The sequence below is a fragment of the Citrobacter sp. Marseille-Q5395 genome (assembly GCF_947057495.1).
GTDB lineage: Bacteria > Pseudomonadota > Gammaproteobacteria > Enterobacterales > Enterobacteriaceae > Citrobacter > Citrobacter murliniae.
This window is the reverse complement of the sequence record NZ_CAMSEL010000028.1, coordinates 1-14,756: the sequence shown is the minus strand read 5'-3', so window position 1 is coordinate 14,756 and position 14,756 is coordinate 1. Positions and strand designations below refer to the sequence as shown.

Annotated in this window: 10 protein-coding genes; 5 read left to right on the top strand and 5 right to left on the bottom strand. The window is 50.9% G+C overall.

Annotated elements, in window-relative coordinates:
- The first annotated feature begins 98 nt into the window (after positions 1-98).
- From OH663_RS23525 to OH663_RS23510, 5 genes are all read left to right on the top strand, one after another.
- Complete coding sequence (locus tag OH663_RS23525; RefSeq protein ID WP_200013205.1) at positions 99-8,687, top strand: GH36-type glycosyl hydrolase domain-containing protein; 8,589 nt, start codon at positions 99-101, stop codon at positions 8,685-8,687.
- A gap of 218 nt (positions 8,688-8,905) precedes the next feature.
- On the top strand, positions 8,906-9,082 hold the full coding sequence (locus tag OH663_RS26175; RefSeq protein WP_223306989.1) for a YnfU family zinc-binding protein: 177 nt from the start codon (positions 8,906-8,908) through the stop codon (positions 9,080-9,082).
- Positions 9,083-9,118: 36 nt separating this feature from the next.
- Positions 9,119-9,391, top strand: coding sequence for a hypothetical protein (locus OH663_RS23520; RefSeq protein WP_045442764.1), 273 nt, complete (start codon positions 9,119-9,121; stop codon positions 9,389-9,391).
- Positions 9,392-9,535: 144 nt separating this feature from the next.
- Positions 9,536-10,294 (top strand): trans-aconitate 2-methyltransferase, encoded by a 759-nt coding sequence (gene tam / locus OH663_RS23515; RefSeq protein WP_048221472.1) that lies wholly within the window; start codon positions 9,536-9,538, stop codon positions 10,292-10,294.
- Positions 10,295-10,456: 162 nt separating this feature from the next.
- Positions 10,457-10,834, top strand: coding sequence for a GFA family protein (locus OH663_RS23510; protein ID WP_263525878.1), 378 nt, complete (start codon positions 10,457-10,459; stop codon positions 10,832-10,834).
- A gap of 8 nt (positions 10,835-10,842) precedes the next feature.
- Here OH663_RS23510 and OH663_RS23505 read toward each other — a convergent pair whose 3' ends face one another.
- From OH663_RS23505 to OH663_RS23485, 5 genes are all read right to left on the bottom strand, one after another.
- Positions 10,843-11,757: a bestrophin family protein gene (locus OH663_RS23505; protein ID WP_045442753.1), complete on the bottom strand. Its 915-nt coding sequence runs from the start codon at positions 11,755-11,757 to the stop codon at positions 10,843-10,845.
- A gap of 214 nt (positions 11,758-11,971) precedes the next feature.
- Positions 11,972-13,423 (bottom strand): tagaturonate reductase, encoded by a 1,452-nt coding sequence (locus OH663_RS23500; RefSeq protein ID WP_200013206.1) that lies wholly within the window; start codon positions 13,421-13,423, stop codon positions 11,972-11,974.
- Between the two features lie 106 nt (positions 13,424-13,529).
- Complete coding sequence (locus OH663_RS23495; RefSeq protein WP_045442748.1) at positions 13,530-14,057, bottom strand: GNAT family N-acetyltransferase; 528 nt, start codon at positions 14,055-14,057, stop codon at positions 13,530-13,532.
- An 80-nt stretch (positions 14,058-14,137) separates the two neighbouring features.
- Positions 14,138-14,497, bottom strand: a complete 360-nt coding sequence (locus tag OH663_RS23490) for a DUF4186 domain-containing protein (protein WP_048221475.1) — start codon at positions 14,495-14,497, stop codon at positions 14,138-14,140.
- Positions 14,497-14,756: glutaminase (locus OH663_RS23485; protein ID WP_263525877.1), on the bottom strand; the 260-nt coding region annotated here is incomplete at its 5' end. The genes OH663_RS23485 and OH663_RS23490, both read right to left, overlap by 1 nt.

The following is a 14,756-nucleotide window of genomic DNA, read 5'->3' as shown; positions in this document are numbered from 1 at the left end:
GCTGTTAAATCCCTGATGCCTTACGCCCATCCTGAGAGAACGTTTCTGAACTGATTTCACAACTGCTCTTGCGCGCTATGTCGCATCAGAGCAACGCTATGAAAATGAACCCCAGGGCGTGGTTTAGCCGCTCCCGAATCCTGACGAATACCTCCGGACATGTTTCGTTTCCGGCTAACGATCCTACCGCTGACAATAATAATAACCTGCGTTCAGAGCTGTTTTCGACGCCTCAGATGGAACGATACGGTCAAAAGCTTGCACGCACACATAAATTATCACCGGACAAGCTGCCTTACTATTTGCTCAAACGTCTTGGTGATAATGAAGCCGTGATCACGCAAAACTGCTATGAGCTGAATGCAGGGAAAAAAAACAGCATTATGCCCGCCGGAGAGTGGTTACTGGACAACTACTATCTGATTGAGGAACAAATCCGTATCGTTCGCCAGCACTTGCCGAAAAGCTTCGGCAAAGGCCTTCCTTCTCTGACATCTCCCCATAATTGCCCGCGCATATACGATGTAGCGTCAGAGGCGATTGCGCATGGCGACGGACGCTGGGATACCGCCAGCATGACCAGCTATATCTCAGCCTACCAACAGGTGACACCGCTAACATTAGGGGAAGTCTGGGCTTTACCGGGTATGTTGCGACTGGCCCTGATTGAAAACCTGCGTCGCGTCAGTATGGAAGTCGTTAAGGCGCAGCAAGAACGTAGCCTGGCAGATAGCTGGATAACACGAATTTTCGAGTGTGCGGAGAACGCCCCTGCAGATTTAATCCTGGTGATTGCCGATATGGCGCGCTCACGCCCACCGTTGAGTAGTGCATTTGTCGCAGAACTGGTCCGTCGTCTGCAGGGACATGGTAATGCACTGGCGTTACCTTTGACCTGGGTTGAGCAGCGCCTGGCTGAACAGGGTGTCACTACCGATGAGCTAATTCATAGCTTCAATCAACAGCTTGCTGCCAGTCAGCTTTCTGTCAGTAACAGCATCACCGGTTTACGATTACTGAGCGAAACTAACTGGGCAGATTTTGTCGAGACGATAAGCGTGGTTGAACAGACCTTACGTCTTGACCCTGCTGCCATTTATTCCAGAATGCACTTTGATACACGGGATCATTACCGCCATGTTATTGAAATTCTGGCGCGAGACAGTCACTTCAGTGAGTTGGAAGTGGCCAACCGTGTGCTCTTGCTTTCTCAGGAAGCGGAGCCCGAAACGCCCGGTCATCATATTGGCTATTATCTGGCAGGTGAAGGACGCCAGAAACTGGAAATTCAACTGTCGGCTGACACACCTGGACTCATACGCCTGCGGCACAGTTTCAATAAAATCCCCCTGCTGTCCTGGCTGGGTAGCCTGAGCCTGCTGACCACGGCAACAACAGCCGCTATATTGCACGATACGGCGCTGCAGGGAATGGGATGGTTGCTAATCGCTATGGCATTGCCGTTAATTGTGGCTGTCAGCCAGTTAGTGAGCGATCTGCTGAGCGAGGCGACGACACGTTTTCGAATCCCTCGCCCGCTGCCACGGATGGATTTTTCAACCGGGATCCCCGATGATTGCGCCACAATGGTGGCTATTCCCTGTATGCTGACCCGCCATGAAAGTATCAGCAAACTGCTCACCAGTCTTGAAGTGTGCTGGCTCGGCAATCAGGATAAAAACCTCTGCTTTGCCCTTCTTACCGATTTTGCAGACTCCACACTTGAAAATACTGAAGGTAACAGCGACCTGTTAAACCTGGCAATCGCAGAGACGCAGGAGCTAAACCAGCGCTATCCTGCCAGCCGTCCGCGCTTTTATTTGCTGCACCGAAAACCTGAATGGAATCCCACTCAAGGTGTGTGGATGGGTTATGAACGTAAGCGCGGCAAACTGGCATCACTGAACTCCTGGTTACGCCATCCCACAACACAATTTTCCAGCGTGGCAGACATGCCCGCGCATTTGTTACCACGGCACATTAAATATGTCATCACCCTGGACAGCGATACCGTTCTGCCACGCGATACTGCACATAAGCTGATCGCGACGATGGCGCACCCGCTGAATCGACCAGAGTATGATCCGCAGCGTCAAAGAGTCGTTAAGGGATACGGAATTTTACAACCCGGACTGGCGGAAGAGATGCCACGAAATGGCCAGGGACGCTATGCCGCCATGCGCAGCAGCGTTCCGGGTAATAACCCCTATTCAATGATGTCTTCAGATATCTATCAGGATCTCTTTGGAGAAGGATCGTTCGTCGGCAAGGGCATTTATGATGTCGATACCTTTGTCCAGGCCACAACCAACACCTGCCCGGAAAATCTGGTCCTCAGCCATGATTTACTGGAAGGATGCTATGCCCGTTCCGGACTACTGAGTGAGGTTTTGCTCTATGAGCAGTATCCGAACAACTATCTGTCGGACGTTGCACGCCGCACCCGCTGGATCCGTGGCGACTGGCAACTGCTGAACTGGCTAAAACTTCGCGTCAGAAAGGCGGATGGAAGCCGGGGAAAAAACCCGTTATCCGCACTATCATACTGGAAACTATTCGATAATTTGCGTCGCAGCCTGGTAGCCCCCTCTATGCTGGCGCTGCTGTTTTCCTCCGTGCTTTTGGTACCCAATCCGTTTTACTGGCTTGGCGTGCTGGCACTGGTATGGCTGCTGCCTGCAATGTTGAGCATCACTTACGATCTGCTGCATAAACCTCTTCGCCGTCCGTTAAGACAACATCTCTTGCTGGTCGCGGCCGGAGCACTAAAGCGCCTTTCCAGCATCGGGTTGAACCTTTTGTTATTACCGCATGAAGCCGGATATTCGCTGTACGCGATTGGCGTGACGCTCTGGCGCCTCGGTATCAGTCACCAAAATCTCAACCAGTGGACCAGCCACAGCCCGGATAATCAGCAATCCCATATCTCAGTTTTTCGTTTTTATCGGGCGATGTGGATGAATGTGGCAAGCGGTGTGACCTTTGCAGCTCTGACGGCACATTTTGCTCCACTGCTTCTGACCGTTGCGCTACCCGTCAGCGTAGCGTGGTGTCTGACTCCCCTGCTGTTAAGCTGGTTAAGCCGACAGCCTGTACGTAAAACATTCTCACCGAATCAGGAACAAAAACAGTTGTTACGCCAGACGAGCCGCGAAATATGGGCCTTTTTTGAAACGTTTGCTACAGAGCAGGAGAACTGGCTTCCACCTGATAATTACCAGGAAATACCGCAACCTACAATCGCGCATCGCACTTCTCCCACTAACATTGGCCTTTCTCTGCTGGCCAACCTGACGGCCTGGGATTTTGGTTATCTGCCTGGTGGCGAAGTCTTGCAACGTGTGACGCTCACTCTCGATACGCTGGATAAAATGGAGCACTTCCGCGGTCATTTGTACAACTGGTATGACACCCGAACGCTGGCGCCTCTTAGCCCACGTTATATCTCCAGCGTTGACAGCGGCAATATGGCAGGCCATTTACTGACTCTGCGCGAAGGTCTGACCGCTATGCGTCATCAGCCGGTTTTAAACTGCGAGCAGATACTGACCGGGTTGAACGACACAATGGCTATTCTGGAGAAGCACTGGGGACAGAATACGCCAACCGGTATGCGACTGCTGCGCAAACATTGCCTCAGCGCGATGTCATTGCCTCCGGTACAGTTGTTCAGTGAACTTAAAAAAATGCGCGCCCAGTGTAATCATCTGACAGCTCAGTGCCAGCAAGAGAGTCATCTTGTGGTGCGCTGGGCAGAGCATCTGGAGCATCAACTGGTTCAGGTATGTCATGAATGGTCACATTTGCTCGGCTGGTTACCGCCATCGTATGACACCACTACGCTGCCGACACTGAGCTGGATTGCCCGTGCGAAGCATACCGGGGAAGGCACGCCTTCTGCTTCGGCTATCACCCTGGCACGCATGAGACTGGACATTATCACTGAACTAGAGCAACGACTGAACGACCATGCGCAAATGGATTTCACCTTTCTTTATAGTGAAACAACCAATCTGCTCAGCGTCGGCTACAACGGCGATACCAATACGCTGGATAAAAGTCACTATGACCTCCTGCCCTCTGAAATCCGTCTGACCAGTTTTCTCGCCATTGCGACTAACCAACTGCCGCTCAAGAGCTGGTACGCCCTGGGACGACTGTTTACTACCATCGACAATGAAACCGCATTGATGTCATGGAGCGGCTCGATGTTTGAATATCTTATGCCGAATCTGGTTATGCCTGCCTGGCCCGGCTGTCTGCTTGATGAGATGAGCCAGTCTGCGGTTAAGCGCCAGATAGACTGGGGTAAAGAGCGCGGTGTGCCATGGGGCGTGTCAGAGTCGGGTTATCATGCTTTTGATGTTCAGCATAATTATCAGTATCAGGCGTTTGGCGTACCTGGCCTGGGTCTGAGACGCGGGCTGGCTGACGATATGGTCGTTGCCCCCTATGCCACATTACTGGCTCTGATGATTGCGCCACAGAAAGCCTGTGAGAATCTGCTCGAACTGGAAAAAAACGGTGCGCGCGGCGAATACGGTTTCTATGAAGCGTTGGACTATACGCCATCACGCCTCGCCACCGGACAACTGTATGCCATCGTGCAGTCCTGGATGGCGCACCATCAGGGAATGGCATTCCAGGCACTGGCCCACGTGTTGCTTAATGCTCCAATGGCAGACCGGTTCATGTCGAGTACCGCTTTCCAGTCAGCAAGCCTGCTGTTACAGGAGCGCGTACCGGATGCAGTCGATCTCTATAGCCCGCGCCGTCATTTTGAATCTCATGAAGGAAGAGTTAAACCGGTTCGCTATGAACCGCGTGTTTTCACCGACGTGGACAGTCCGGTACCCGAGGTCCAGCTGTTGTCTAACAGCCATTACCATCTGATGTTAACCGCTGGCGGCGGAGGGTACAGTCGCTGGAACGATATTGCCCTCACCCGCTGGCGCAGCGATAGCACCCGGGATAACTGGGGGGCATTTTGCTATATCCGCGATCCGCAGACCGAAGAAGTATGGAGCAATACCTGGCAGCCAACTGTCAGTAATGGTGATAGCCGTGATGAAGTTATTTTTACCGATGCCGGCGCAGAATTCAGACGCAATTTCGGCACAGTGAGTGTCAGAACACAGGTTGTGGTCTCTCCGGAGGATGATATTGAGCTTCGCCGACTGACACTGGTACATCGTGGTCGCCAGCCAAGAACCTTCGAACTAACCACTTATGCCGAAGTGGTACTGGCACCTGAAGCAAGCGATCTGGCGCATCCTGCATTCAGTAATTTATTTATCCAGACCGAGCTTGATAATGACCGTGACGCCATCCTTTGTCACAGGCGTCCGCGCTCGCCGGACGAACAGAGTCCCTGCCTGTTTCACATGATGGTCGTGCGTGGTGATAACCATAAAGGCGCTTCGTTTGAAACCGACAGAGCGAAATTTCTTGGGCGCGGCAGAAATCCGGCCAATGCGTTTGCCACTGGCTTAAATGGACCACTCAGTAATACCTCTGGGTCAGTGCTGGATCCCATTCTGGCAATACGCCATACAATTACGTTACAACCTGGACAACCAGTGACGGTTGATATCGTCTATGGCATCAGCGCAAGTCGTCAGCAAAGCCTGGCCCTGCTGGAAAAATATCGCGATCGCCCCATCGCTGATCGCGTCTTCGAAGTCGCCTGGTCTCACAGCCTGGTGGTATTACGCCAGATGAACGCCAGTGAAGATGATGCTTCGCTATTTAATCGCCTCGCCAGTGCGGTGCTTTACCCCTGCCAGGAATTACGCGCCGACAGCCAGGTAATCAGCCGTAACCGTCGGGGTCAGTCTGGCCTGTGGGGTTGGGCGATTTCCGGCGACCTGCCGATTGTCCTGCTCAGTATCGTCAGCGAAGAGAGTATCGACGCGGTGACCACGCTTATTCAGGCGCATCGCTACTGGCGGCTGAAAGGTCTGGAAGTGGATTTGGTTATTATGAATAACAGCCCAGGAGGCTACCAACAGACCCTGCAAAATAAGATCATGGATTTAATTTATGCCGGGTCAGAAGCAAATCTGGTAGATAAATCCGGCGGGATTTTTGTGCGTAATGGTGAACATCTGAGCGCCGAGGATAAACAGCTTTTAATGAGTGTGGCCTGTTTGTACCTTGATGACCGCGCGGGTGGAATTAATGAACAGCTCAACCAGCGGATCCATACAACCAAAATTCTGGCCAGGCCACTGATTCCCCACACTACGGTTCGGAACAATCAACACAGTGACTGGACACCGGATACCAGTCAGTTACGCCACTTCAACGGTTACGGCGGGTTTTCTCAGGACGGTCGTGAGTATCAGATTGTACTCAGGGAAAATGCGCCCCCTCCAGCCCCCTGGTCCAACGTACTGGCAAACGCCCGTTTTGGTAGCGTAATCTCGGAAGCCGGACAAGCCTACAGCTGGTATGAGAATGCGCATGAATACCGGTTAACACCGTGGGAAAACGATCCGGTCAGCGACCGCAGCGGTGAAGCATTTTATCTGCGCGATGAAGAAAGCGGTGCCTGCTGGTCACCGACCACGTTACCGCTACGCGGTCAGGGTGATTATTTGACCCGTCACGGCTTCGGCTACAGCGTATTTTCTCATCGTGAAAGTGGTATAGACAGTGAGTTGACGATACTTGTCGCTGAACTGGAGCCCGTCAAACTGGCGATCCTGACGCTCAGCAACAATTCGGGGCGCACGCGTAAACTGTCCGTTACCGGCTATGTGGAATGGGCTTTGGGGGAATCGCGAACCCGATCGGCCCTGCATATTGTGACGCATTCTGCGAATATCCCGGATGGCTGCGGCGTGATGGCCAATAATTTTTACGGTGCCAACGGTAATGAACGTACCGCCTTTTTCGCCGTCAGCGGCCCTCATTGTTCACTGACAGGCGATCGCCGTGAGTTTATTGGCCGCAATGGTTCCCTGCATTACCCGGCAGCCATAAAATTACGCAGGCTCTCAGGAAAAACAGGTGCCGGGCTGGATCCATGTGGCGCGGTACAGTCTGCGACCACATTAATTGATGGTGACCAGCGAACCTTTATTTTTGTTCTTGGCGCAGAGGAAACCCAGGCTCAGGCCCAGGTGACAATCGCCCGTTATTTGGATGAAGAAGTCGCCCGCCAGGAGTTGAACAAGGTACACAGTTACTGGCACAGCGTGCTGGACAAAATCGAGGTTCACACACCTGATACCACCGTTAACTTGCTGGTAAATGGCTGGCTGCTATACCAGACAATCGCCTGTCGTCTGATGGCGCGTAGTGGTTATTATCAGTCCGGCGGCGCATTTGGTTTTCGCGACCAGTTGCAGGATACGCTGGCTCTGAGCCATGCTGAACCAGAACGTCTGCGCGAACAAATTGTGCTTTGTGCCTCAAGGCAGTTTGCTGAGGGAGATGTGCAACACTGGTGGCATCCACCTCACGGCAATGGCGTGCGTACACATTGTTCGGATGACTATCTCTGGCTCCCGCTCGCTGTTTGCCACTATGTAGAAGCGACGGGAGATATGAATGTGCTGGAACTGGCAATCCCGTATCTGGAAGGCCGCCCGATCCCTCCCCGGGAAGAGTCTGTCTACGATACCCCTGTCATCAGTGACACAAAAGAAACGCTGTGGTTACACTGCGTAAAAGCCATTCAGCATGGGCTACAGTTTGGGCCGCATGGCCTGCCGCTGATCGGGGCCGGGGACTGGAATGACGGGATGAACCGGGTCGGCATTGAAGGTAAAGGTGAAAGCGTCTGGCTTGGATTCTTCCTGTACGATATTTTGCAGCGCTTCGCAGAAGTGGCGGAACAACGTCAGGATACCACTGTCGCGTCGATGTGCCGTTCGCAGGCCCTGCTCCTGCAAAAAAATCTCGAGTCCTCAGCCTGGGATGGCGAATGGTACCGGCGAGGATATTTTGACGATGGGACTCCGCTGGGATCGAAAGCCTCTCAGGATTGCCGGATTGATGCGATTGCGCAAAGCTGGTCCGTATTGTCCGGGGCAGCCAGCCCGGACCATAGTGCGCGGGCCATGCTGGCACTGGATAAGCACCTGGTCGATAACGATGCCGGGTTGATTAAACTGTTAACCCCCCCTTTCGATGGTCACGGGCCTAATCCGGGTTACATTCAGGGTTATCTGCCAGGCGTGCGAGAAAACGGTGGACAGTATACACATGGTGCCATCTGGGCAGTGATGGCATTTGCCCGAATGGGCAATACATCGCGTGCGTGGCAGTTGTGGTCAATGATAAATCCAATAAACCACACGTTGAGTGCAAACGGAGTAGAAATCTATAAAGCCGAACCGTATGTCATGAGTGCGGATGTTTACAGCATCGCGCCCCATACCGGGCGTGCGGGATGGAGTTGGTATACCGGTTCTGCAGGTTGGGCATACCGCCTGCTAACAGAGGAACTGCTGGGGATAAAACGTTCCGGTACGGTTTTGACCATTCATTCTCAATTGCCGGATGGCTGGACATCTTTAAGCATGACCTACCAGCATGGCAACAGTGAGTATTACATCACCGTTTCGCGCAGTGATAGCGAATACCAGGTCATACTGGATGGCGTTCTTCTACCTGATGACAGAATCTCGCTGTGGGATGATGGACAATCTCATACTGTTGATATTCTTCAAAACTGAAGCTCGTTAAATATGCGCATTAACGTCCGCCGTTAATGCGCTGACTATCTCTGAGAACATCAAACGCGGTCTGCATCGCGATTTATCCTCTCTTCTTTTTTTGCTTGCATTGCATTGTCAGAAGAAACTCAAGCACTGGATTAAATATACACAACATAAATCAAATATTATTAAACAAAGGCGTATAATTAATAATACATTCTACAGAGTATTAATTTATGTCTTACACAGATGGACTCAGACAATTCAAAGAAAGACCCGTACACGTAACCTGTCCGGTATGTGCCCACATAGCAGATCAAAAAGCCGGGAAAATGCGCAAGGATGCTGTTCTGGAGTGCCCTGCCTGCGGGCTGCTATTTCGCCCGTCAGAATGCTGGTGCATTGGTGGTTAACAGGCATTCCAATCTTGAAAGTTAAAGGTAAAGCTCATGAAAACCAGAAAAGCTGTTTTTATTGAAGGTGATATCATTGCCAACCGACTGTTAGGAGAAGCCAGCCAACCCTTTTGTATCCACAGAGTTATGTTTAATAATGGGAAATATGCAATCGTGCGGGCAGCATCCGGCATATGTTTCAAAACTGGGGACATTATTCAACGAAACGAGAATGAATGGTTTTATAACCATACCAAAATTCGTCTTCTCTCCTTTGAATATCTTGAAGAAGACGAATCTGGACGGCAATTGCTTGAATATTATTAATATATCCATTAGCACAAGAATAATTGATGCTCTACGAGAAATTTGCGGTTAATACACGTAATGATCGGCCATATGTCGTAATCTTAAAGAGCAGCAGCCTGCTCTGGATTCAGACCGACTCCATCCCATACAGGAGAATCAAACATGGCCGACTGGAACCCCTCGCTCTATCTGCAATACGCCAGCGAACGTACAAGACCTGCGGCAGAATTACTGAGCAGAGTGGCGTTAGAAAATGCACGTACAGTCGTCGATCTGGGCTGTGGTCCGGGAAACAGCACGACGTTGCTGCATCAGCGCTGGCCATCGGCCAGAATCATCGGGGTGGATTCATCACCTAACATGCTTAATGAAGCGCGTAAAGCGCTGCCAGACTGCCACTTTGTTGAAGCCAATATCAGCAAGTTTCGGCCGGAACAGTCATTTGATCTGCTTTACGCGAATGCTTCCCTGCAGTGGGTTCCTGACCACTATGAATTGTTCCCACAACTGGTATCCCTGTTGAACTACAACGGAGTACTTGCCGTGCAAATGCCAGATAACTGGCAGGAACCGACACATGTCCTGATGCGTGAAGTGGCCTATGAGCAGGGTTATCCCGATCGGGGACGCACGCCGCTCCCCGGTGTGCATGCCTATTATGACATTTTGACTGAAGCGGGATGCGACGTGGATATCTGGCGCACAACCTATTACCACATTATGGAGTCACATCAGTCGATTATTGATTGGGTCAGCTCGACGGGGCTACGCCCATGGTTGCAGGAGCTGAGTGAAAGTGAACAGCGTAATTATCTGGCGCGCTACCATGAACTTCTACAGGAACAGTATCCACTTCAGGAAAACGGTAATATCCTGCTGGCATTTCCACGCCTGTTTATTGTTGCCCGACGCGATTTTTAACCTCATTGAATTCGATATTGGCCTCTTTATTACAGAGGCTAATACAGAGAAGGCCAGATCTCATTATTGATTATGCGCGCCTTCGCCTTTTTAAGATCAGAATCTAGTGGTAAAGCCTTTCATCTGCTAGTGTCTGAAAACGTTTAACTGGCGAGAGTTGTCATGTCAAAAATCTACACTGGCGGTTGTCTGTGCGGTTCAATTCGTTTTACTGCCACCAACCCCAATAATTCACATACCTGCTCCTGTGACATTTGCCGCAAGCATACGGGTACGCCCACAGTAGTATGGATTGAGTTTAATGCCGGGAATGTGGAATGGACAGGCAAATCCGGTAAGCCAACGACGTGGCGTTCTTCGGATACGTCCAGCAGAGCTTTTTGTCAGCAGTGTGGAAGTTCAGTGGGCGCCATCGATGACGCCCCCGTCATTGCATTATTAGTCGGAGGTTTTGACGATCCGAATGATGCGGATCTTGCTCCGGAGTTCCACTCTTTTACAGACATGCAACCGACATGGTGGCAAAAAGAGGTTAACTGAAATCTCTTTTACGTCAGCTGATAATGCTTATCCGGCATGCGCTTAGCTGGAACAATCGCTTCATCGTTCATCTGCAGCAAATCTATTTCTATCGCATTACAAATAGCATCGAGCGGCAAATCATTATTCTCCGTGCCAAACGGATCTTCGAGTTCTTCAGCCAGCGTGTCGAGAGAGATAAAGGTATAGGAAATAAGCACTGAGATAAACGGCGTCATATAGTGCAGATCCACCACCAATGCGAATGGCAGCATGATACAAAACAGATAAACAGTACGATGCAGGATCAACGTGTAGGCAAACGGCACGGGGGTATTCGCAATTCGTTCGCACCCCGCCAGTACCGCTGACATATCATTTAACCTATTGTTTAAACTATGGAATAATATATCAGAGAGCTGACCGCTGCGCCTGCGAACAGCCAACCATTCCCCCATCAGCAACAGGATGCGGTTTGCCGGGGACTGCGAAGCAAACACGGTCTGCAAATCTGTCGCACTGAGGTATTTCACCAGCGGTTCCGACTGTGGCTGCCGGCGCAAAGTCATACGCAAACAGTGCGCAAACGCAATTTGCAAGTTAACGAATTGCCGCAATTCGCCGTCGTCCGGTAAGGTAGTTTTCACTTCGCGCAACAGCGATCGGGAAGCAATCATCAACTGTCCCCACAAATGCCGGGCTTCAACGTAACGTGAATAGCAGGCGTTGTTGCGAAAACCTAAAAAGATAGCAATTGCGACGCCCAGGATGCTAAATGGCGCCAGCGTAAATTTGATACCCAGCATCGTATACCACGGCAGCATGATAATAACGGCGATGGAGAGCAGGAAATTCAGGAGCAGACGTGAAAAAATCTTGGATAAAACTGAACCGTGCCAGACAAAAATCAGGCGTAGCCAGTGTTGTTGAGGTCGAACGATCATGGTTATCTTCGAAAAATGTGAAAGCCGCGCCATTAAACGTGATCGTGATCAATGTTGCAAGCACATCCCGACAGTTAATTCCGCGCTTCTACCACTGTAAGAAACAGTCAGCACAAGCGTCACAGACTGTATGATTTAAGAGAAACATCCGTATGTTGTAACTAATCAGGCAGTACGAAAAACCCGGCCAGGGCCGGGTTATTGGATCAGCAAATTAGCAAAGCGGTTTTACGGCTTCACGCATGCCTTTCACCAGAATCGTATCCAGATCGGCAGAAACCTGTTCCACCAGCCCGGGAACCTGCGTCAGGTCCTGTTCCCAGTGATCTTTTACAGCCAGAACGGATTTTACCAGCTCTGCGGTGCTGATCTGTCGGTCATGATGCTGAGCCCACAGCTGCTGAAAACGCTCAATCCAATGTGCATCATCCTGAACCGGGTAAGACTTACCGTTACGCTCCCCACGATAAAAAGCAATCAACGCCGCCAGAGCGAACGTCAGGCGCGCCGGCAGTTTGCCGCTGGCCTGCTGCCCTGCCAGCAACTGCGGTAGAATACGGGTGCGGAATTTGGTCATACCGTTCAGCGCAATAGACAGCAACTGATGCTTGATGTAAGGATTACAGAAACGCCCCGTTACTGCACTGGCGAACGAAGCCAATTCATCACGTGGCAAATCCAGTACCGGAATAATCTCTTCATAGATAGCTTTTTCGACGAAAGCGCACACCTCGGCATCATTCATCGCTTCACCCACTGTATCCAGGCCAGCCTGGAAGGCCACCGGAACCAGAGCGGTGTGCGCACCGTTCAGAATTGCGACTTTACGCTCTTTATACGGCTTGATGTCATCCACAATCAGCACATTTAGCGGATATTTATCCAGACGCAGTTCAGACGCTAATGTCTTCGGCCCCTGAATAACAAACAGGTAAAAGTGTTCTGCAGTATCAAGGAAGGCATCGTGATAACCCAGCTCCGCTTCAAGATTCGCGACTTCATCACGCGGATAACCTGTCACAATACGGTCCACCAGCGTGGAACAAAATGCGTTTGCCTGATCCAGCCATTGCACAAACGTTTCGGGCAATTCCCATTCCTGAGCGTAACGCAGCACCAATTCACGCAGCGCATCGCCATTGTAATCAATCAGCTCACAAGGAATGATGATCCAGCCTTTATCCAGCGCCCCATCGAAATGGGTGTAGCGCTCGAAAAGCAGACGGGTCAGTTTTGCCGGGTAGCTCACCGCCGGTGCATCGTCGAATTTGTCACCCGCATGGTAACTAATACCGGCTTCAGTTGTGTTGGAGAAAACAAAGCGCATATCAGGATTATGCGCCAGCTTCAGGAACTCATCGTATTCGCTATAGACGCTGATCTCACGGTTAACTGAGCGAATTAAACGCGCCTCGCTAACGGCCTCTCCTTTTTCATTCAGACCGCGAATGATTGTGGTATAGAGACCATCCTGTGTGCTCAGTGAAGGCGGAAATGTACTTTCGATAGGACGAACAATGACCACACCGGAATTCAGATCGGTATGCTCATTCAGCAGATCAACTTGCCAGTCAACAAAGGCGCGCAGGAAGTTTCCTTCACCAAACTGAATAATACGTTCAGGATAGTGAGCACCGGGAAAATCGCGACGATTTAGTGTTTGCACAATGGGTTCCCTTTTTGATTAGTCATACAACCTGATTGAATTGGTCCAATAGGTTAGCAAACTTTAATACATTGAAACCCTGTTTTGATCAATCCCCGGCGACAAATTAGAGAGTTTTATAGAAAAGTGTGGTCCCGGTCAGCGCCCCATCAGGCATTTGTGCATAGTCAGGTATGACCCCTACTTTTTGCCAACCGCAATTGTGGTAGAACAACTCAGCGCCACTGCCCGTAGCTGTATCGAGTACCAGCAGCGATTTATGTTGTTGACGTGCGCAGTCCTCAAGCGCATTCATCAATTCCCTGGCAACACCGCTACGTCGCGCTGACGGATGTACCAGTAATTTGGCGACATCGGCACGATGAGGCTGGTTTTCAGGTTGATCGATAATGAGTTGAACTGTACCAACAAGGGTTCCCTGCGAATTTTCGCTAACAAGAACGATTCTTTCTCCACGGGTAACGCTTTGCGCAACGCTCGCCCAGAAAGGCAGCGATTTATCACGATTAAAGGGGTAAACAAAACTCACGGATGCGCCGTCATTCACGCACAGCTCAAGGATATCGCCAAGCTCATTGATTCTCTTCAGAATCTGATCCGCGCTCAGCACAAAACAGGGTTTACAGGTAACCATTTATGCTCCTTAGATAGACTCCTTCATACTGCGTTTAACATCTGCACAACACAAGGAGTCGTATCATAGGATTATGTTATCTATGGCTGGTTCATCTGGATCACTAACCAGTGATAAATTACCGTGACAACGTAACGTTGCTGCTCTGCGCTTAGCGGTTGTCCCTGGGGAATATCATGCCATTTTGCCAGACACCCGCGACAGCAAGTTGCCGTGGCATGTTGGGCGATAAACACCGGGTGTCCACGCATCGGTGTTTGCTTGCCATCATTAACGGGATATGCCGGTGCCAGTCGTTTAGCAATAAAGTCTGCAGCATGTTGTTCAATAACCGGCGCACCTTTATCTCTGCAGTACTGCCTTTCTTTCTCACCAAGGCGAAACCGTGAACGAAATGTCGACTTCGCCAGTCGGGAAAAAAGAGGATCAAGCGAAATCATCAGTAAACTGAACGCCCCAGTTGTTGGGTTAACTGTTCCAGTACTGCGATCCCTGCCAGTGAATTTCCCGCGGGATCCAGTTCCGGACTCCAGACTGCAATCGCCATCTCATGTGGCACAATTGCTACAATTCCACCGCCGACGCCGGATTTCGCCGGAAGTCCGACCCGCCACGCAAATTCACCTGCGTTCTGATACATACCACTGGTTGCCATCAGTGCATTAATCTGCCGGGCCTGCAGTGGCGTGACCACCGGCT

Coding starts and splice junctions, on each gene's coding strand:
- OH663_RS23495 (WP_045442748.1), bottom strand. CDS start 14,057: ATGGTTACCTGTAAACCCTGTTTTGTGCTGAGCGCGGATCAGATTCTG.
- OH663_RS23505 (WP_045442753.1), bottom strand. CDS start 11,757: ATGATCGTTCGACCTCAACAACACTGGCTACGCCTGATTTTTGTCTGG.
- OH663_RS23510 (WP_263525878.1), top strand. CDS start 10,457: ATGTCAAAAATCTACACTGGCGGTTGTCTGTGCGGTTCAATTCGTTTT.
- OH663_RS23525 (WP_200013205.1), top strand. CDS start 99: ATGAAAATGAACCCCAGGGCGTGGTTTAGCCGCTCCCGAATCCTGACG.
- OH663_RS23520 (WP_045442764.1), top strand. CDS start 9,119: ATGAAAACCAGAAAAGCTGTTTTTATTGAAGGTGATATCATTGCCAAC.
- tam (WP_048221472.1), top strand. CDS start 9,536: ATGGCCGACTGGAACCCCTCGCTCTATCTGCAATACGCCAGCGAACGT.
- OH663_RS26175 (WP_223306989.1), top strand. CDS start 8,906: ATGTCTTACACAGATGGACTCAGACAATTCAAAGAAAGACCCGTACAC.
- OH663_RS23490 (WP_048221475.1), bottom strand. CDS start 14,497: ATGATTTCGCTTGATCCTCTTTTTTCCCGACTGGCGAAGTCGACATTT.